17 protein-coding genes and 1 pseudogene are annotated in these 18,950 nt (G+C 45.8%); 12 read left to right on the forward strand and 6 right to left on the reverse strand.

The genetic code is table 11. The annotated features are described in order from the left end of the window. The first annotated feature begins 20 nt into the window (after positions 1–20). The 4 genes from MHB72_RS05985 to MHB72_RS06000 all read left to right on the forward strand — a co-directional run bounded on the left by MHB72_RS05985 (position 21) and on the right by MHB72_RS06000 (position 2,798). Complete coding sequence (locus MHB72_RS05985) at positions 21–431, forward strand: phage holin family protein (RefSeq protein ID WP_340901931.1); 411 nt, start codon at positions 21–23, stop codon at positions 429–431. Between the two features lie 62 nt (positions 432–493). Then, positions 494–1,390, forward strand: a complete 897-nt coding sequence (locus tag MHB72_RS05990; RefSeq protein ID WP_340901932.1) for a peptidoglycan-binding protein — start codon at positions 494–496, stop codon at positions 1,388–1,390. 179 nt (positions 1,391–1,569) lie between these two features. Further along, the gene (locus tag MHB72_RS05995) at positions 1,570–2,667 is read left to right on the forward strand and encodes a Rap family tetratricopeptide repeat protein (RefSeq protein ID WP_340901933.1); all 1,098 of its coding nucleotides are present in this window, start codon (positions 1,570–1,572) and stop codon (positions 2,665–2,667) included. Then, entirely contained in the window at positions 2,667–2,798 is a 132-nt protein-coding gene (locus MHB72_RS06000; RefSeq protein ID WP_340901935.1) for a hypothetical protein, read from the forward strand. The genes MHB72_RS05995 and MHB72_RS06000 overlap by 1 nt, the downstream gene beginning before the upstream one ends. A 133-nt stretch (positions 2,799–2,931) precedes the next feature. Here MHB72_RS06000 and MHB72_RS06005 read toward each other — a convergent pair. Both MHB72_RS06005 and MHB72_RS06010 read right to left on the reverse strand, forming a co-directional pair. After that, positions 2,932–4,185, reverse strand: a pseudogene (locus MHB72_RS06005) (hypothetical protein); the annotation flags it as partial. A 107-nt stretch (positions 4,186–4,292) separates the two neighbouring features. Next, positions 4,293–4,796, reverse strand: coding sequence for an antibiotic biosynthesis monooxygenase family protein (locus tag MHB72_RS06010; protein ID WP_216920984.1), 504 nt, complete (start codon positions 4,794–4,796; stop codon positions 4,293–4,295). Between the two features lie 132 nt (positions 4,797–4,928). Between MHB72_RS06010 and MHB72_RS06015 the strand changes: the two genes are divergently transcribed. From MHB72_RS06015 to MHB72_RS06040, 6 genes are all read left to right on the forward strand, one after another. Further along, positions 4,929–7,067 carry a transglycosylase domain-containing protein gene (locus tag MHB72_RS06015; protein ID WP_216920986.1) on the forward strand — a complete coding sequence of 713 codons (2,139 nt, stop codon included), beginning with the start codon at positions 4,929–4,931 and terminating at the stop codon, positions 7,065–7,067. 125 nt (positions 7,068–7,192) lie between these two features. Beyond that, complete coding sequence (hemE, locus tag MHB72_RS06020; RefSeq protein ID WP_059231189.1) at positions 7,193–8,254, forward strand: uroporphyrinogen decarboxylase; 1,062 nt, start codon at positions 7,193–7,195, stop codon at positions 8,252–8,254. 73 nt (positions 8,255–8,327) lie between these two features. Then, positions 8,328–9,266, forward strand: a complete 939-nt coding sequence (gene hemH / locus MHB72_RS06025; RefSeq protein WP_003180282.1) for a ferrochelatase — start codon at positions 8,328–8,330, stop codon at positions 9,264–9,266. A gap of 15 nt (positions 9,267–9,281) precedes the next feature. Further along, positions 9,282–10,694, forward strand: coding sequence for a protoporphyrinogen oxidase (hemY, locus tag MHB72_RS06030; protein ID WP_023856566.1), 1,413 nt, complete (start codon positions 9,282–9,284; stop codon positions 10,692–10,694). Positions 10,695–10,890: 196 nt separating this feature from the next. Further along, on the forward strand, positions 10,891–11,463 hold the full coding sequence (locus MHB72_RS06035) for a TetR/AcrR family transcriptional regulator (protein WP_003180287.1): 573 nt from the start codon (positions 10,891–10,893) through the stop codon (positions 11,461–11,463). Between the two features lie 71 nt (positions 11,464–11,534). Further along, entirely contained in the window at positions 11,535–13,697 is a 2,163-nt protein-coding gene (locus tag MHB72_RS06040; protein ID WP_216920988.1) for a YhgE/Pip domain-containing protein, read from the forward strand. A 58-nt stretch (positions 13,698–13,755) separates the two neighbouring features. Here the strand turns inward: MHB72_RS06040 and MHB72_RS06045 are convergent, their stop codons facing one another. After that, positions 13,756–14,751, reverse strand: a complete 996-nt coding sequence (locus MHB72_RS06045; protein WP_216920990.1) for a ketoacyl-ACP synthase III — start codon at positions 14,749–14,751, stop codon at positions 13,756–13,758. Positions 14,752–14,857: 106 nt separating this feature from the next. On the opposite strand from MHB72_RS06045, the gene MHB72_RS06050 reads away from it, so the two are divergent. Then, positions 14,858–15,895, forward strand: coding sequence for a M42 family metallopeptidase (locus MHB72_RS06050; RefSeq protein WP_016886430.1), 1,038 nt, complete (start codon positions 14,858–14,860; stop codon positions 15,893–15,895). A gap of 78 nt (positions 15,896–15,973) precedes the next feature. On the opposite strand, the gene MHB72_RS06055 is transcribed toward MHB72_RS06050, so the two are convergent. From MHB72_RS06055 to yhfH, 3 genes are all read right to left on the reverse strand, one after another. Beyond that, a complete protein-coding gene (locus MHB72_RS06055; protein WP_003180298.1) occupies positions 15,974–16,171 on the reverse strand; it encodes a hypothetical protein in 198 nt (65 codons plus the stop codon). Positions 16,172–16,326: 155 nt separating this feature from the next. Further along, complete coding sequence (locus MHB72_RS06060; protein WP_003180300.1) at positions 16,327–17,613, reverse strand: cation:dicarboxylate symporter family transporter; 1,287 nt, start codon at positions 17,611–17,613, stop codon at positions 16,327–16,329. A gap of 308 nt (positions 17,614–17,921) precedes the next feature. Then, entirely contained in the window at positions 17,922–18,056 is a 135-nt protein-coding gene (yhfH, locus tag MHB72_RS06065) for a protein YhfH (protein WP_003180302.1), read from the reverse strand. 156 nt (positions 18,057–18,212) lie between these two features. On the opposite strand from yhfH, the gene MHB72_RS06070 reads away from it, so the two are divergent. Further along, positions 18,213–18,947 carry an MBL fold metallo-hydrolase gene (locus MHB72_RS06070; RefSeq protein ID WP_020450814.1) on the forward strand — a complete coding sequence of 245 codons (735 nt, stop codon included), beginning with the start codon at positions 18,213–18,215 and terminating at the stop codon, positions 18,945–18,947. Positions 18,948–18,950: the final 3 nt, after the last annotated feature.

Consider the following 18,950-nt stretch of genomic DNA (forward strand, 5'->3'; position numbering starts at 1 on the left):
GCCTAAAAGGAGGAAGTAAATTGGATCAATTTTATAAAGGTGTCATTGCTGTTGCGGGTGGAATTGCCGGATTTCTTTTTGGAGGTTGGAGCGTGCTGCTTACTATTTTGTCTGTACTTGTGATCATTGATTATGCAAGCGGTCTGGTGGCTGCCGGAATAAATGGAGAAATGAAAAGTAAAGTCGGGTATATCGGCATTACTCGTAAAGTATTTGTTTTTGCTATCGTTGGGGTTGCTCATATGATTGATTTGCTACTTATTGAAAATGGGATTGAAATGGGCTTTCTTGTCATGACGGTAACAATCGTATTCTACTGTGTCAATGAACTGATTTCCATTACTGAAAATGCGGGTAAAATGGGCGTTTATGTACCGGAGCCGATTACTAAGGCGATTGAAGTTTTAAAACAACAAAATAAATCAAAATAAGGTTGCCCGTGCGGCAGCCTTTTTTATTTAAGAGAATAGGAGTGGTTCAAATGGCAGTTTCCTTGGGAAAATTGATTGATCGTTCTGTCCGTAACATGGGGGCAGGAATCCATCCTGTTGTGAAAGAGACCGCAATTGAAGTGATCAAGCGCGCTTACAAAGAAAAAATTTACGTTCAGATTACATCCGGCTATCGCTCTTTTGAAGAACAAAATAGATTGTACGCCCAGGGCCGGACAGCTCCAGGAAAAATTGTTACTAAAGCCAGAGCTGGGCAATCCAATCATAACTACGGTTTAGCGGTTGATTACGTTCTGCTTTCCTCTGACGGGAAAAAAGCACTCTGGACAGTGAACAGCAAATGGAGGAGGGTTGCTCAGATTGCAAAAGCCCTAGGCTTTGCATGGGGCGGAGATTGGAAAAGCTTTAAGGACTACCCGCATTTAGAAATGATGGGCGGTTTGACTTTGGCACAGTTGCAAGCTGGAAAGCGTCCGAATTTAAAATCAAAGGTAAGCAATCCTACACCGGCAAAGGAACCGAAAAAGAAATCACCTTCCAGCGGCGGGCGGGAAAACGTCAAAACCATCCAGTCCACTTTAAACAAACGATACGGATTAAAAATTAAGGTGGACGGTTACCCAGGGCCGGAAACACGAAAAGCCTTGCTGAAGGGGTTCCAAACCGAATTAAACAAACAATTTAATGCCGGTCTTGTCGTTGACGGACTTTGGGGGCCGAAAACTCGTGCAGCTACCATTAATGTACGTAAAGGGGCGAGAGGAAACCTTACCTGGATTTTGCAGGCGCTCTTGATCTGCAAAGGGTATGACGTGAACGGCCTTGATTCTATCTTTGGTAGCGGACTTCAGAAAGCCGTCAAAGCCTTTCAGAAAGCAAGCGGACTTTCCGCTGATGGTGTTCCTGGAAAGGCAACCTGGACAAAACTATTCAATTAATTGGGCTCTCTGATAGAGGGCCCTTATTTTTTTATGCTCTTTTCTCCCTCCTCTCTTTTAGTAAAATATGGTTGTCAAAAAATGATTCTTTTTGTAAAATAATTACCATGATATCAAGAGGATGTAAAATATTTTAACTTATCTGAAAAATTAAAATCTTGCGAGAGAGGGGAAGAAGGGTGGAAAAAATAGCTTATGAAAAGATGGGGCAAAGGATTAATGATTGGTACAAGATAATTAAACAAAACGACATCCCCAAAGCTACTGAAATGAGGGGGGAAATCAAAAGAAATTTGCCTCGCATGGAAGAGAACCAAGATGTATTAATCTATTTTAATTTGATTGATTCCCGCTATAAGCTTTTAATAGAAAAATATCATGAATCGGGGGAGTTGTTAGCAGAAATCAACCCGGAATCCTTAGAAGCTAAGACCGATCACATGATTCAATATTATTTTTATTTTTTCTCAGGGATGTACGAGTATTACAAAAAGAACTTCACAAAGGCAATCAACTTTTACAGAATTGCTGAAAACAGACTAATTAAAATAGATGATGAAATTGAAAAGGCAGAGTTTCACTATCAAATGGCAATTGCATATTATGAGATAAGACAAAATTTCTTTTCATTAAACCATGCAGAAAAAGCGTTAGAATCATACCAAGCCCATGAATCTTATACAAACAGAGTCCTTAAATGCAAAATGATAATTGCCGCCAATCAGGTTGATTTGGAGCGATTTGAAGAAGCTGAGAAACTTTATAAGGTTGTGTTGTCGGCATCTTCTTCTTCCGGTGATCTCCTGACAGAAAGTTTTGCGTGCTTTAATTTAGGGGTTTGTTATGAGCGCAGAAACTTATTGTCAGAGGCTAAAAGGTACTTTGAGCAAGCAGCGGACATTCATGAACGTGAAAACTCAGTTTTTGGTATCCGCAGCATGTACATGTTGAGTCGGGTTAATTACAAGCTGAATTTAGCTAAGGAAGCCCGAAAATGGTACAGCAAGAGTCTCGAAAGGGCTATTGAAGAAGACGACAATGTTTATAAAGCCAAGCTCAAAATCATACACTCTTTATATGATCAGCATGATTTGCTTTCCATTGAAACTGCATTGGAGCAGTTGAAAAATAAAAAGCTATGGTCAGATGTTGCTGATCTCACGTTTAACATTGCAATTTATTACAAAAAGCAGGGGGATAGCGATATTGCGGCGAAATACTTTGAGGAAGCATGTCATGCTAAGGATCAAATTCTTAAACTAACGGAGGAGTTATGATGAAAAAAGTAAAAGCGTTGATTGCTATTGCTATTCTTGGAAGTGTTGTAGTCTTTGGTCTTTCAAACACCTCAACCCTTACTGACGAGCAGGCAACAATGAAGGTTGCTGAAAATGCAATCTTTGGTTAGATTATAATTAAGTCCCTTCTCAAATTGGGAAGGGACTTTTTCTTTTTTTAAAAAAAACGGCCTTAATGAATGAGAGGGGGAGTTGTGCCCCTTCTCTTATTTAATGTGTTTTTTAAATACATATGTCTATTATCGGTGAAGATGTACCGCCGCCGACCCAAATGGCTGAGATTTGGCCGAGTGCGGTCAGAACAGCCGGGTTGCCGTCAACAGCCGCAGCAAACATCGAAGCAGCTGATCCGGCTAGAGATATTCCTGAAAAACCGGAGCCGTCAAGACCGGTCACCGCTCCCGTGACAGTGAGCGCCACTGCGGCGAGTTCTGGAGAGAGCGGGACGCTGTGGGCAAAAGCTGAACCGAGGTCCTGCACGATCCTATTAGAAAAACCGGGTATCTCGGCTGTCAGTACTTTTTCGAAACCCGCGTCGCCCAAGTAAAAAAAGGCGGCGATCGGAATGACGGGGGCAAACACTTTAAAGCCGAACTGAAATCCGCGAATGAAATAACCGGTGATTTTCTCAAGACGACGGTGTTTGTGGACGATAAAATGAATGAGAATCATCACGAAGACAGCTGTTCCTCCGACAAGCGCCGTCGCTTCGTCTCCTTGCAATTCCAGGATCAGCATCGCGGCGATATCCCCTAAAAAAATGACCGGAATCATCAGTGCGAGCCATTTTCTTGGGGCTGGGGGAAGAAGCCATTCAGGCTCGCTTTGCCGCCGCTCACTGTTTGCGGCTGCTTGATTGTCTTTCTCTTTCCTGAGCATAAAAAAGGCTGCCGCCGTTGTCGAAAAGCCCATGATCAGGACGAGCGGAACGCTTGCAGACATCACTTCTGCAACGGACAGTCCGGCTGCATCTCCGGTCAATTTAGGCGCCGCCTGGATGATGTAATCGCCTGATAGAGCGAAACCGTGGCCGAATAAATTCATGGCGCACGCTACCGCTATCGGGGAGAGGCCGGCTTTTAGCGCGGCAGGCAGGAGGACGGCGCCGATCAATGCGACAGCCGGGGAGGGCCAAAAAAATGAAGAAATGATAAACATTAAAGCTCCGGTGATCCAATAGGCCAAGGCAGGACCTTTCATCCATTTGGCGATCGGAGTGACCATTGCTTCATTAACGCCGGTCTTTGCCAGCAGTTCGCTCATCGAAACGGTAAAGCAGATGATGAAAATGGTCGGGAGAAGTTCTCCGGCGGCGTAGATTAAGCTGTTGAACAGGCCCATCACAGAGGCAATGGCAGAATGGGTCGCCGCTAATGAAATGAAAAAAACCCCGGCAAGCGATATAAAGGTGGTATCAAGACGAAGAAGCATAAATGCAAGAATTGCAGCGATAAAGCCCAAATATATAAAGTGAACGGACGTTAATTCAATTTCCATTTCCCGATCCCCCCGTTAACATAGCCTCATACAGCTTATTCCTGGGCTGTCAGAGTGTGAAGGAAGGGCTCATTTCCTCGGAAATAAAAAACTGCCTTAAAAGGCAGTTATTCGACAGAATGATACGAAGAAATATAGGATGGGCGGGAAAAAATCGTTCCGCCTTGGTTGATTCCAGCTGAAGATTCCTTCTTTTGATGGGCTTCGCCGAACGATTTGGAGCTTTTCCAGTCCTGAAACGACTGTTCTGTGTCCCACAGCGTCAGTACGATATACGTATCGCTGTCTGTCGGCCTCAGCACCCTGAGGGCTTTAAAGCCAGGCTGATTTTCGATTTTTCCGGCTCTGTTTTTAAAACGGGTTTCGAAAAGCGGTCTTCCTTCCGGTGTGACAGGGATGTTGTTGAGGACGGCGAATCCGGAATGTTCCAAAGTTCCCGACTGATCGATGATTTCGTAGCGGTGAGGAGAATGAAAGACGCTTTCTCCGTCGGTTTCGTGAAAGAGAATGGCGGAATCGTGGCTTTTCATAAATAACATGTTTTCAAGACCGTGCTGTTTGGCGAGCTTTTTTAAAAACTCGACAGTTCCGTATGTAATGTAAAAATTCAATTTTATCACCCCTTTTTTGATAGTATAACAAAAGGACGATTTAAAATTCTATCTATTACCCGCTATAAATGCTGCAACATAATTTGAAGAAAAAATTCCCATACTAGCTATAGAAAGGAATGAGGTGACCATATGAGAAAGAGATTTTTCATTCCAATCATCATTACAGCGGCGATATTCCTTTTATCGTTAATCGGATATATTACGATTTTGTTTCTGGGGGATTATGTGATTGATGAAAAGAAACTGATTTTCCATGCTTCTTCTAAAATCGTCGACCAAAATGGAGAAGAAGTCACAAGCCTCTATACTGAAAACAGAAGACCTATTTCAATTGCCGAGGTGCCGGACGGCGTAAAAAATGCCTTTATCGCGGTTGAAGACAAGCGCTTTTATGAGCACCACGGCATCGATTTTAAATCCGTGAGCCGTGCGGTCTATAAAGATATATTAGCGGGAGGAAAAGTGGAAGGTGGAAGTACGATCACCCAGCAGCTCGCAAAAAACACTTTTTTGACACACGACAAAACGTTTTTAAGAAAAACGAAAGAAGTCATAATCGCGATCAACTTGGAGCGGGACTACAGCAAAAACAAGCTTTTGGAAATGTATTTGAACCAGCTTTATTTCGGGCACGGCGTCTATGGAATCCAGGCGGCTGCAAACTACTTTTTTAGCAAAGATGTGAAAGACTTGACGGTCAGTGAGGGAGCGGTGCTGGCTTCCATTCCTAAAGCGCCGTCCACGTATTCGCCCATTCTCAATCCAGAAAAAAGCCGTGAGCGACGCAATGTCATTCTCGGCATGATGAACGAGCAGGGATATATCAGCTCAAAGGAAACCGTCAGAGCCCAAGGCAGTACATTGGGCCTCCACGTGAAAGAAAAATCAAAAAATCCGTGGCTTGACAGCTATATTGATCTGGTCATGAAAGAAGCGGAAGACAAATATTCGATTTCGAGTGAACAGCTTCTTCAAGGCGGATACACAATCAGTGTTCCGCTCGACGTTTCGATACAAAAAGCAGCTTACACGCTGATGAAGCAGGACGGCTATTTTCCAGGAACAGACAATAAAGCTGAAGGGAGCGCCGTTTTTATCGATAACCGGACAGGCGGCGTAGTGGCCGCTCTCGGAGGTCGGGAATACGCTCCGAAAGGCTACAACAGGGCAACAGCCCCGCGTCAGCCAGGTTCGACTTTTAAACCGCTTGCCGTTTACGGCCCCGCTCTTGAAGAAAAGCGGTTTAAGCCGTACTCCATGCTTGAAGATAAACAGCTGTCATACGGCGGCTACTCGCCGAAAAATTATGACGGCCAGTACGAGGGCAAGGTCTCTATGGTGGATGCGCTGACCTACAGCAAAAACGCGCCTGCCGTATGGACGCTAAATGAGATCGGAATCGAAACGGTGAAGCCTTATCTCAGCCGCTTGGGCATGAACGTGCCGGATGAGGGCCTGGCATTGGGGCTGGGCGGCTTAGAGAAAGGAGTGTCGCCGCTTGAGATTGCCGGGGCATACCGGACCTTTGCAAATTCAGGACAATACACCGAGCCATTCTTTATTAAAAAAATCACGGACGAAAACGGGGATGTCATATTCCGCCGCGAGGAAAAATCAGAAAAGGTATTCAGCAAACAAACCGCTTGGAACATGACGCGAATGCTAGAGGAGGTCGTGAAAAGCGGAACGGGAAAAGCCGGTGATTTTTCCGGAGAGATTGCAGGAAAAACGGGCTCGACCACGTATACCGGAAAAGAGGGCGGAACAAAAGATGCCTGGTTTGCGGGGTATACGCCCGAAGTGACGGGAGCTGTCTGGATGGGCTACGATAAAACGGATGAATCCCATTATTTAAAAGGCGGCAGCGCTTATCCGACAAGGCTGTTTAAAGACATTTTAAAACGCTCCAACCATAAGCCTGAACGATTTAAGGCGCCTGAAGGTGTAAAAGATCTGGACAGGCCGATCCGCCTCGAAGATTTGGAAAGTGTTAAAGCAGACTATTCCTTTACGCCGATGGGGCTGATTACGGTGTCATTAAAATGGCATGAACAAGAGGATAAAAGGGTTGAATACCGAATATATGAAAGGAAAAACGGAAAAGAAACGCTCATTGATACGGTTAAGGGGAAAGGAAGCTATTCAATCCCTTATGCAAACATCTTTTCCAATGCTTCCTATAAAATTGTTCCGTACAATCCGCAGACGAAAACAGAGGGGAAAGGGACTGATTATATCGAACCGAAAGTGTTTCCTTCGGGTCATTAGGTACCCGAAATTCATCAATTTCTTGAACAATAAGTCTCATGAGTATACCGTTCAATAAAAAAACGGTATATTGGAAGGAGTAATTTTGCGAACGTATGGTTGCAGCTTGAAAGGTGGATATCATGATGAAAAACGACAAGGCTTTTAATGACACATTCTTAAAAGCGTGCCGAGGAGAAAAAGCCGCCCATGTACCGGTATGGTACATGAGGCAGGCTGGAAGATCACAGCCTGAGTACAGAGCGCTCAAGGAAAAATACGGACTGTTCGAAATTACGCATCAGCCCGAACTGTGCGCTTACGTGACAAGGCTCCCCGTTGAACAGTACGGTGTCGATGCGGCAATACTTTATAAAGACATAATGACACCGCTTCCAGGTATTGGCGTTGACGTCGAAATTAAAAACGGCATTGGTCCTGTTATCGATCAGCCGATCACATCTCTCACAGATGTTGAAAAACTTGGCGAACTCGAGCCGGAGGAGCATATACCATATGTGCTGGAGACGATCAGGCTCTTGACAGAAGAACAGCTGAACGTTCCGCTGATCGGTTTTACTGGGGCGCCGTTTACACTGGCCAGCTATATGATCGAAGGCGGCCCGTCCAAAAACTACAATAAAACAAAAGCGTTTATGTACAGCCAGCCTGCTGCATGGGACCTCTTGATGAAAAAGCTCGGGAAGATGGCGGCTGTATACGTCAAAGCCCAAATCCGCGCCGGCGCCAAAGCCATTCAAGTGTTCGATTCCTGGGTCGGCGCGCTGAATATCGGTGATTACTGCCGCTATATCAAGCCGACGATGGACATTCTTTTCAAAGAGCTGAAAAAAGAAGGCGTGCCGCTGATTATGTTCGGGGTCGGCGCAAGCCACCTCGCGACTGAATGGCACGATCTTGACCTTGACGTCGTCGGGTTGGACTGGCGGATGAGCGTGCAGGAAGCCAGGGATAAAGGGCTGACAAAAACGCTTCAGGGGAATTTGGATCCTTCGATCCTCCTCGCCCCGTGGGAAGTCATTGAAGAGAGGACGAAAGCCATTCTCGATCAGGGCATGCAGACGGACCGGTTTATTTTCAACCTCGGTCACGGGATTTTTCCCGAAGTGAGTCCTGACACACTGAAAAAATTGACGGCATTTGTTCATGAGTATTCCGCCTCAAAAAAATCGAGCCTGATGACATGAGCATTTCAGTTGGTCTTTTCAATATAAACTGTCAAAATACGTATAGATCATGATCTTTAAAGAGGTGTTCACGTTGGGTAAAAAGAAAATGGGGCTTCTTGTTATGGCGTATGGGACGCCGTACAAAGAGGAAGACATTGAACGTTATTATACACACATCAGAAGAGGCAGGAAGCCTGAGCCTGACATGCTTCAGGACTTAAAAGACCGCTATAAGGCGATCGGCGGAATTTCTCCGCTTGCAAAGATCACGCAAGAGCAGACGAAGCAGCTGGAAAAACGCTTAAACGAGCTTCAGGATGATGTGGTATTCAAGTCATATATCGGTCTCAAACATATCGAACCTTTCATCGAGGATGCCGTTCAGGAGATGCATAAAGACGGGATTACAGAAGCCGTCAGCATCGTGCTTGCGCCCCATTTCTCCACCTTCAGCGTACAGTCGTACAACAAGCGGGCGAAAGACGAGGCTGAAAAGCTCGGCGGATTGTCGATCACATCGATCAACAGCTGGTATGATGAGCCGAAATTCATCGCATATTGGGCGGATCAAGTGAGAAAAATCTATGACGAAATGCCTTCGGAAGAAAGGGAAAACGCCGTCTTGATTGTATCGGCGCACAGCCTTCCCGAAAAGATCGTCGAAATGGGTGATCCATATCCTGAACAGCTTAAAGAATCAGCGAAGCTGATTGCCGAAGCGGCGGGTGTAAAAGATTACGCCGTCGGCTGGCAAAGCGAAGGAAACACCCCTGATCCGTGGCTTGGGCCGGATGTTCAGGATTTGACCCGTGACTTGTCAGAGCAAAAAGGGTACAGCGCTTTTGTTTATGCTCCCGTCGGCTTCGTAGCTGACCATTTGGAAGTTCTTTATGACAACGATTATGAATGCAAAGTCGTCACAGACGATATCGGAGCAAGCTATTACAGACCTGAAATGCCTAACGCAAAACATGAGTTTATCGATGCTTTAGCAGATGTTGTATTAAAACAATTGGAGAAAGAACAGTAAAGAAGGCGATTGTAAATGAGTGGAGAACGCAGGCAGATTGTCATCATCGGCGGCGGTATTACCGGATTGGCCGCCGCCTTCTACTTGGAGAAGGAAATCAAAAAGAACGATCTCCCGGCCGAAGTCACGCTTGTTGAAGCAAGTCCGAGACTGGGCGGAAAGATACAGACGGTACACAAAGACGGCTATGTGATTGAACGGGGGCCGGATTCATTTTTGGAACGGAAGCAAAGCGCACCTCAGCTCGTGAAGGATCTCGGGCTGGAGCACTTGCTCGTGAACAACGCGACAGGCCAGTCTTATGTTCTTGTCAGCGAAACGCTCTATCCGATTCCGGAAGGAGCTGTGATGGGGGTGCCGACAAAAATCGGACCTTTTCTGACAACCGGCTTGTTTTCCTTGCCGGGGAAGTTGAGAGCCGGAATGGATTTGCTGCTTCCAGCGAGCAAGCCGCAGGAAGACCAGTCGCTCGGAGAATTTTTCAGAAGGCGCGTCGGCGGTGAAGTGGTGGAGAACCTGATCGAACCGCTTTTGTCAGGCATTTATGCCGGGGACATTGACCGCCTCAGTCTGATGTCAACTTTCCCGCAATTCTACCAGACAGAACAGAAGTACAGAAGCTTGATCATCGGGATGAAAAAATCGCGCGGCGCCCAGAGCGCCAAAAAGCCTGCGAACAAAAAGAAAGGCCAGTTCCAGACGGTGAAAACCGGCCTGCAGACGATTGTTGAAGAACTGGAAAAGCAGCTCGATATCACAAAGGTTTATAAAGGCACAAAGGTCGTCAGCATTGAGCGCGCGGGCTCGGGCTACAGCATGAAGCTTGACAACGGCAAGGTGCTTCACGCTGATTCGGCCGTGGTCACGGCTCCCCATAAAGCAGCTGCCGCGATGTTTCCAAAAGCGGATTGGCTGAAGGGTTTAGAAGATATGGTGTCAACATCTGTCGCCAATGTGGCGCTCGGATTTCCGGAAGAAGCCGTCCAAATGGAGCATCAAGGAACAGGCTTTGTCATTTCAAGGAACAGCGACTTTTCGATTACGGCGTGTACTTGGACAAACAAAAAATGGCCGAGCACAACGCCTGAAGGAAAAGTTCTGTTAAGAGCTTATGTGGGGAAAGCCGGCGATGAGTCCGTTGTCGAACAGTCAGATAACGAAATGGTGAAAATCGTCCTCGACGATTTAAGACGGATTATGAAGATCGACGGCGAGCCGGAAATGACCTGCATCACAAGATGGCATGAAGCGATGCCGCAATACCATGTCGGCCATAAGAAAAGAATGAAAGAGATCAGGGAAGGGTTACAGGCGTCATATCCGGGCGTTTTCATGACGGGGGCCTCTTTTGAAGGGGTCGGCATTCCGGATTGCATCGACCAAGGCAAGCAGGCCGTAGCCGATGTACTCTCACACCTTTTCGAATAAAGAAGAGCAAATAAAGCTGTCCGAATCCATTCGGCGGCTTTTTTTATTTCACTCTTTTTACAGCTTTCATCATTTTAAAGTTTGTTTATGGAAAAGATAACATTTAAATTATTGCATTTTATATTCAGGTGTGTTACATTACTTTTTGTACTTACTGACCAAAATGTTCAAATAGTCAATTTCGGGGTGAGAAACCGTGAGCAAAGATCGAAAAGCACTGATTTTAGAAGCGGCGACAAAATCGTTTACACAATTCGGCTACAAAGCGACGACGATGGATCTGGTGGCGAAGCTTGCCAATGTCGGCAAAGGTACGATTTATACTTTTTTCAAGAATAAAGAGGAACTGTTCGACGACATTTTTTCTTCGCTTCTGATTGAGATGAAGCAAACGGCTGATCAAGCGATTGATCCTGATCTGCCTTTTCACGAAAATGCCCATCGCGCGATGATGGCGATATTGGAGTACAGAAAGAAGCACCAGCTGACCATTAAGATCTTTCAGGAAGGTGCGGAGCTCGGCACACCGGCGGCCCGCGAAGTGATTGAAAAGCTGGAACGCATGGTCATCAGCTATATTAAGAGAAAGATTAAAGAAGCGATTAAAAATGACGATATTAGACCGTGTGACCCCGAGCTGAACGCGTTTGTCATCTTCAAGCTTTACATCGCGCTCATCTTTGACTGGGAAAAAAACCATGAACCGCTGAAAGATGAAGAGTTGGCAGAGATGCTGAAAATGTATATTTTAAAAGGATTATCTCGTTAGATTATCCTTTCTTTGTTTAAAGGGGTGCTTATCCGCATAGAGAGCGGCTACTAACTAGGAGGCGTATCAACATGAATGTTTTCAAAAACCAGTGGAGAGAACTGATAACCAATAAAAAACTACTGATATCCGTGATCGGGGTTCTCTTTATACCGCTGATTTACAGCAGCATATTTTTGGCGGCGTACTGGGACCCATACGGAAACGTCGATCAGCTCCCCGTAGCGGTTGTGAATTCCGACAAGGGAACGACATATGAAGGAAAAGACCTTCAAATCGGCGACGACCTTGTCAAAGAACTGAAAAAAAACGATAAATTCGACTGGCATTTTACGACGAAGGAAAAAGCGCTGAGAGGCTTGCAAAATGAGGAATACTACATGGTTGTAGAAATTCCTGAAAACTTTTCGAAGGATGCCAGCACGGTGATGGATAAACATCCGAAAAAGCTGAATCTGATTTATCATACAAACGCAGGACGAAACTATGTCGGCGCCCAGATCAGCGATAAAGCGATTGAACAGCTTCAGCATTCAGTCGGTTCTGAAATCACGCAGCAATATGCCGAAGTCATCTTTGACAATTTCGGCAAAATCGCAAAAGGTCTCGGTGAAGCCAGCGAAGGTGCCGGAAAACTGGATAAAGGACTGAAAGATGCGAAAGAAGGAAGCGAAAAGCTGAAAAAGAACCTTGAAAAGCTTGCGAAAAGCCAAATTCAGTTCAACAAAGACGGAATGGAGAAGTTCGGCGCGGCATTCAATACGCTGAACGACAAAATTCATGAACTTGATTCAGGGCTTGCGCAATTTTTGGAAAAAAGCGGCCAGCTGCACAGCGGTGCTCAACAGCTCCAACAAGGCATGCCTCAGATTGTGGCGGGATTGGAGCAGATGAATGAAAAAGCGCAGATGATAAGCAAACTCGAAGAAGCCATTTCAAATGAAAAGATTCAGCAGCTTGAAACGGCACTTTCAAACGCCGAAAAGGCGAAAAAAGAAATCAGTCAGATTTCAAAAAATATTGATGAGCTTGAAGCGGCATTGAAAAACCAGCACAGTGAAGTCAAACAAATTATTGAATCCAGCAACATGCTGACACAAGAACAGAAAGCCGCGCTTATGAAACAAGTCGATGAAAAAATGGGAACGGTGAAGCTGCCTGAGTTTGACAAGTTGAAAGCGCAAATTCCCGATGTAAGCGAACTTCCCGATTTATCCGGGCTGAAACAGAAGCTTGAGGAATTGAAGCAAGTTCCTTCAAATGTGAATAAGCTCTATAAAGGATCGCAAAAGATTCAGCAAGGGCTCGATGCGCTGACAAACGGTTTGGGTGCTTACAACGAAAAATTCGCGGAGGCGAAAAGCGGATCATCCAAAATCGCCGAAGGCAGCCAGACGTTAGTCGGGAAGTTCGGCGATCTGCAAAGCGCGGCTGATAAACTGAAGGACGGTTCTTCCAAGCTTGCAGAAGGGGCTAAATCTCTTGATGAAGGTCTTGGCAAGCTGTCTGACGGAAGCGGGGAGCTGTTTGACAAGCTGTCTGACGCTGCTGATCAGACCGGCGATATTCAAGCGGGAGACGAAAACTACAATATGTTCTCAGATCCCGTCGATGTGAAAGGCGATAAAATCGATCCGGTTTCCAACTACGGAACAGGATTAACCCCGTATATTTTGTCGCTCGGCTTATTTGTCGGTGCATTAATGATTACCGTCGTCTTTGATGTGAAAGAGCCGGCTGTCCGGCCTGAATCAGCTTTCGGCTGGTTTATGAGCAAATTCAGCGTACTTTTTGCAGTGGGGATTCTTCAAGCGGCGATCGCCTGCACGATCATTCTCTCTGGCATCGGGCTTGAAGTGCAAAGCGTCTGGAGATTTTATGTGTTCAGTATGATCATGAGCATTACATGTCTTGCGATCATTCAATTTTTGGCTGCGACCATGGGAAATCCGGGACGTTTCATTGCCGTCATTCTGCTCGTGCTTCAGCTTGGAGGAAGCGGAGGAACATTCCCTCTTGCACTTGTTCCTAAGTTCTTCCAAGTCATCCATTCCGCACTGCCGATGACCTACAGCATTGCGGGATACAGAGCGGTGATTTCAAGCGGAGACTACGCGTATATGTGGGAGCAGGCTGCCGTGCTCGGCGGTGTTGCGATCGTCATGATGGCCTTGACGCTGATTTATTTTAAAGTGCTGCTGAGAAAAGGAAAAGTTGCAGAGCAGCACGCATAAAAGAAAAAACATCTTTTCAAGCCCGGCAAGGGCAAGAAAAGATGTTTTTTTTTTGAAATCAGGAAGCTGGCGCGCCCCATTTTACAATCAGTCCCGTATATGTAAGACCCCCGCCGAAACCGAACAGAATCAAGGTATTGCCCTCTTTCAACTTTCCGTTTTTGACGGCTTCATCAAGGGCGAGAACGATTGATACGGATGAGGTGTTGCCAAACCATTCGACGCTCGTCAGCGCTTTTTCGAGTGAAATTCCGGTTTTTTCGCAAATTGATTCGACCATTCGCAAATTCGCGCTGTGCGGGACGAACCAATCGATATCCTTCAGCTCCATTTCAGCTTGGCTAAGCAGCTTTTTGACGCCTTCGGGAATGGACCTGACCGCCCATTTATACACTTCGCGGCCGTTTTGAACCATTTTTCCTTCACCTGAGAGCGGCTCCCCTTTAAGGTCGCTGCGCAAGCCGGTTCTGTATAAATGGCGGGCTCCGTCACCTTTCGTATCCTGGGCAAAAGTAATGAAGCTTGGGGAATTGTCGTCCCGTTCGACAAGCAGGGCGCCCGCGCCGTCGCCGAACAAAATGCAAGACGCGCGGTCTGTGTAGTCGGTTGTTTTGGATAAGGTTTCACCGCTGATCACAAGAATTTTTTTGTGCAGTCCGGAAGTGATCAGGCCGTTGGCGATATGCAATCCGTATGTTAATCCCGCGCAAGTCGCATTTACATCCACCGCGCCGACTTCTTTCCATCCGAAGTGCTCCTGAACCTGGCATGCCGTGCTTGGAAAAGCATAGTCCGCCGATGTGGTAGAGACGATGATCATGTCAATATCGTCCAGCGTGCCGTTGTATCTGCTTTGTAGATTTTCAACGGCCTTTATGCAAAGATCTGATGTGAATTCGTGACTTCCTGCGATTCGCCTTTCTTTCATTCCTGTCCGCTGAACGATCCATTCATCAGAAGTATCGACGATTTTTTCAAAGTCTTTGTTTGTCATGCGCTTTTCGGGAACATAGGTGCCGATGGCGGAAATTCGCGCTTTTGATAAAGTTTTCATGAAGTTCACTCTCCTTTTTTTTATTATAACACCTAGTATTAGTATCTGGTACTAAAATATTGATCTGATGTATACTATAAACATCACAAGTTGGGAGGAATGAACAATGTCAGGACAGAAAACGCTGGAGCTCATCAAGGAGCTCGTCTCCATCCCGAGCCCTACCGGAAATACGTATGACATCATAGACTATATCAATCGCCTATTACAGGAAGAAGGAGTCGAAACAAAGTTTAACCGTAAGGGCGGCCTGATCGCGACGATACCGGGCCGCGACAAAGCCCGGCACCGGATGCTCACCGCTCATGTCGATACCCTCGGAGCGATGGTGAAAGAGATTAAACCGAACGGAAGGCTGAAAATTGACTTAATCGGGGGGTTCAATTACAACTCGATTGAAGGCGAGTATTGCAAAATTGAAACAGCATCAGGGAAAACTTACACCGGCACGATCTTAATGCATCAGACATCAGTGCATGTTTACAAAGACGCCGGAAAAGCCGAGCGGAACCAGAAGAATATGGAGGTCCGCATTGACGAACCGGTCCGCAGTGAAGAAGAAACCCGGGCACTCGGCATCAATGTCGGTGATTTTATCTCCTTCGACCCGCGCGTTGAGATCACACCGAGCGGGTTTATCAAATCGCGTCATCTTGATGATAAAGCAAGCGTCGCCCTCCTTATTGAGCTGATCAGAACGATCAACACAGAAGGGATGACACTGCCTTACACAACACATTTTTTAATTTCCAACAATGAAGAAATCGGTTATGGCGGCAACTCCAATATCCCGCCTGAAACGGTGGAATATTTGGCTGTTGATATGGGAGCGATCGGCGATGGGCAGTCAACCGACGAATATACGGTATCCATTTGTGTGAAGGATGCCAGCGGGCCATATCACTACGGGCTTCGCAAGCGTCTGACCGCTCTTTGTGAAACATACGGAATCGAGTATAAGCTTGATATTTACCCGTACTACGGCTCAGATGCTTCAGCAGCCATCAGAGCGGGCCATGATATCGTCCACGGGCTGATCGGCCCGGGAATTGACGCATCCCACGCGTTTGAAAGGACGCATCAGTCGTCCTTGGAGCAGACGGCAAAGCTGCTGTATCATTATGTCCTGTCTGACATGGCATAAAAAAGCTCCCAAAGGACCCCGGTCCCTTGGGAGTAAAAAAAGAGTGGAAGTCATCCATCCGTAGAGGATGGCGTTTACTTACCAGTAATCATAGTGTTTTTTCTTTTTGCAGTGATCAAAGTGGTCAAACTTCTTGTAGTCATAGTCATAATCATACTTCTTATAGCATGGATAATAGTAGTAATAATAGTAGTAGTAGTATTTCTTGCAGTCGTGGTCTTTCTTGTGGTAGTCAAAGTCATAATCTTTCTTGCAATGGTCATGGTAAAAATACATTAAACTTCCCTCCAGTTTTCTTTTCTAATTTAACTACAGTACATCGTATGTAAACGAAAGGAAGTTGTTTGGACAGGTTTCTTGAGCAAAATGCATATTTTTAAAAAAACGTATGTTTCTCCAAAAGCGGGAAACATACGTTTTTTTGCGGGCTGTCAGCCGGACATTTTCATATCTGCCGGCTCCCTTTGATTTAAGACGGTCTGTCCTTTAACGGCGTCATATTCACCTTCCCATTTTGACATGACCACAGCGGCAAGAGCGTTTCCGGTCAGGTTGACGACCGTTCTCGCCATATCCATAATCCGGTCGACTCCGGCAATGAAGGCCAGCCCTTCAGCAGGAACGCCGATCGTGCCCAGAGTCGCGAGAAGAACGACGAATGATGTGCCGGGAACGGCAGCCATTCCTTTAGAAGTGACCATCAGGACAAGGATGAGCGTGAGCTGCTGCCCAATGGACAGATCGATGCCGTAGACCTGCGCCAGAAACAGCGCCGCGATTGCCTGATACAGGACAGAGCCGTCAAGGTTAAATGTGTAGCCGATCGGAATGACAAACGACACAATGCCTTTCGGACAGCCGATTTTCTCCATTTTTTCCATGACGCGCGGAAGCACAGTTTCAGAGCTTGATGTACTGTATGCAAGAAGAAGCTCATCTTTCATATAGGCCAAAAATTTAAATATATTGATACCGCACAGCTTGCCGACGATCCCAAAAATGACAATCAGGAAGAAAGCAAGAGCAAGATAGACAAGCAAAACGAGCTTTCCCAATGATAAAAGCGAAGAAAAACCAAATTTTGAAACCGTTACACCAATTAAAGCAAAAACGCCGAACGGCGCGAATTTCATGACGATGTTCACGACGTGGAACATGGCTTGAGACGTTGCCTCAAAAAAGGAAAGCACAGGCTTGCCTTTTTCGCCTATGGCTGACACTCCGAGTGCGAACAGAACAGTGAAGCAAATGATCGCAAGCAGATCGCCTTCAGCGAGCGATTGGAAAAAGTTTGTCGGCACAATGTGCAGGAACGTGTCTGCGACAGATTTGGTGCTTGCCTCTTTTTCTGTTTCTACATATTGGCTGATATCCTGTTTTTCAGCACCAGAAAAGTTTACGCCGTGTCCAGGCTGAATGATATTTCCAAGGAGCAGTCCGAGCACGATCGCAAAAGTCGTAATGATTTCAAAGTACAGAATCGTCCGAAAACCGAGCCTGCCGACCTTTTTTCCGCTGCCGGCCCCTGCAACCCCGACAATCAAGCTTGAAACGACAATAGGAATCACAATCATTTTGATTAATCTTAAGAACAAATCACCGACGGGCTGCAGATACGTTGCGACCGCAGGGTTTCCGAACCAAATCGCTCCTGCTGCAACACCTAAAATCAGCCCGAGGAAAATTTGTGTGGCTAATCCGAATTTAAGTCTTTTCATAGATGCCCTCCCAACGCATGCTTAATTTATACTAGAATATTAAACTTGAGATCGTAAATTAAGTATAGCGAAAGAAAATACAGCTCGTCCATTAAAAAAATAACGTCTGAATATATTGAAAATTCAAATATGAGATGATCATCCCAGCTTAAATTCAAATCGGGACGTTCATCGGTGTATATTTCCCTAAGTGAAATAGTAAAATGTTATTAAAATAATGAATTTTGACAAGAATCTCTCTCTTTATAACTAACTTTATGACAAAAAAACGCCCCGGGGAGATCCGCCGGGGCATTTTTTAATGACGTCTATATATCTTTTACATTTAAGCATTTAGAGCAAGTGTTTCCGTAGCATTCGTGCTGCTCATCAATATCGTGGCCGCATTTTGAACATTTTTTGGAAGGCAAATTTCTGAAGAACTCGGTGATTTTAGCGAGCATGTTGATTCCCCCAATTCGTTTGTTGTCATCATTGTATTATAACAGTATCCAGGAAATCAATGTCTGTTTTATGACAAAATATAAAACATGCAATTTTTAAGAAAAATGGGTATATTGAATAGGGGGACGATAGACACAAAAAAGAGGTGTGTATATATGAAGATGACAGTCATCGGCTGCTGCGGAGGATTTCCGGCTGCAAATGAAGCGACTTCAGGCTATCTCTTTCAATCCGGGGATTATTCCGTTTTAATCGACTGCGGCAGTGCCGTTTTATCGAAGCTTCAGCTGTTTCTGCCCGTTGAGGAGCTTGATGCCGTTATATTATCCCATTATCATCACGACCATATTGCGGATGTCGGCCCTTTGCAATTTGCCAAACTGGTCGGCTCATTCCTCGGCAAGGGAGCGAATGCCCTTCCGATATATGGACATCCTTTTGATGAAGAGCAGTTTTCAAAGCTTACATATAAAACGCATACCGCTGGATTGGCCTATGATCCGAAAGAGTCTTTGGCAATCGGACCGTTTACGTTCACGTTTTTAAAGACGGTTCATCCTGTTGACTGCTTTGCTATGAGGGTGACGGACGGTGTTCATTCTGTCGTTTATACAGCCGATTCGAGCTTTCAGGAAGCTTTCATCCCGTTCAGTGCAGGAGCCGATCTGTTGATCTCGGAGTGCAATTTTTATGCGGATCAGGATGGGAGAAGCGCCGGTCATATGAACAGCCTCGAAGCGGGACGCATCGCTGCAGAAGCGGGTGCGGGACATCTGCTCTTGACACACCTCCCGCATTTCGGGGAACATCAAAAACTAGCAGAAGAGGCCAAAACCGTTTATAAAGGCGCGGTTGATCTGGCGCACACCGGTTATGTGTGGGGAGAATAGAAG

This window comes from Bacillus sp. FSL K6-1284 (genome assembly GCF_038002625.1).
GTDB classification, from domain to species: Bacteria; Bacillota; Bacilli; order Bacillales; family Bacillaceae; genus Bacillus; species Bacillus paralicheniformis.

Coding starts and splice junctions, on each gene's coding strand:
- MHB72_RS06000 (WP_340901935.1), top strand. CDS start 2,667: ATGAAAAAAGTAAAAGCGTTGATTGCTATTGCTATTCTTGGAAGTGTT.
- MHB72_RS06015 (WP_216920986.1), top strand. CDS start 4,929: ATGAGAAAGAGATTTTTCATTCCAATCATCATTACAGCGGCGATATTC.
- hemE (WP_059231189.1), top strand. CDS start 7,193: ATGAAAAACGACAAGGCTTTTAATGACACATTCTTAAAAGCGTGCCGA.
- hemY (WP_023856566.1), top strand. CDS start 9,282: ATGAGTGGAGAACGCAGGCAGATTGTCATCATCGGCGGCGGTATTACC.
- MHB72_RS06040 (WP_216920988.1), top strand. CDS start 11,535: ATGAATGTTTTCAAAAACCAGTGGAGAGAACTGATAACCAATAAAAAA.
- MHB72_RS06045 (WP_216920990.1), bottom strand. CDS start 14,751: ATGAAAACTTTATCAAAAGCGCGAATTTCCGCCATCGGCACCTATGTT.
- MHB72_RS06050 (WP_016886430.1), top strand. CDS start 14,858: ATGTCAGGACAGAAAACGCTGGAGCTCATCAAGGAGCTCGTCTCCATC.
- MHB72_RS06055 (WP_003180298.1), bottom strand. CDS start 16,171: ATGTATTTTTACCATGACCATTGCAAGAAAGATTATGACTTTGACTAC.
- MHB72_RS06060 (WP_003180300.1), bottom strand. CDS start 17,613: ATGAAAAGACTTAAATTCGGATTAGCCACACAAATTTTCCTCGGGCTG.
- yhfH (WP_003180302.1), bottom strand. CDS start 18,056: ATGCTCGCTAAAATCACCGAGTTCTTCAGAAATTTGCCTTCCAAAAAA.
- MHB72_RS06070 (WP_020450814.1), top strand. CDS start 18,213: ATGAAGATGACAGTCATCGGCTGCTGCGGAGGATTTCCGGCTGCAAAT.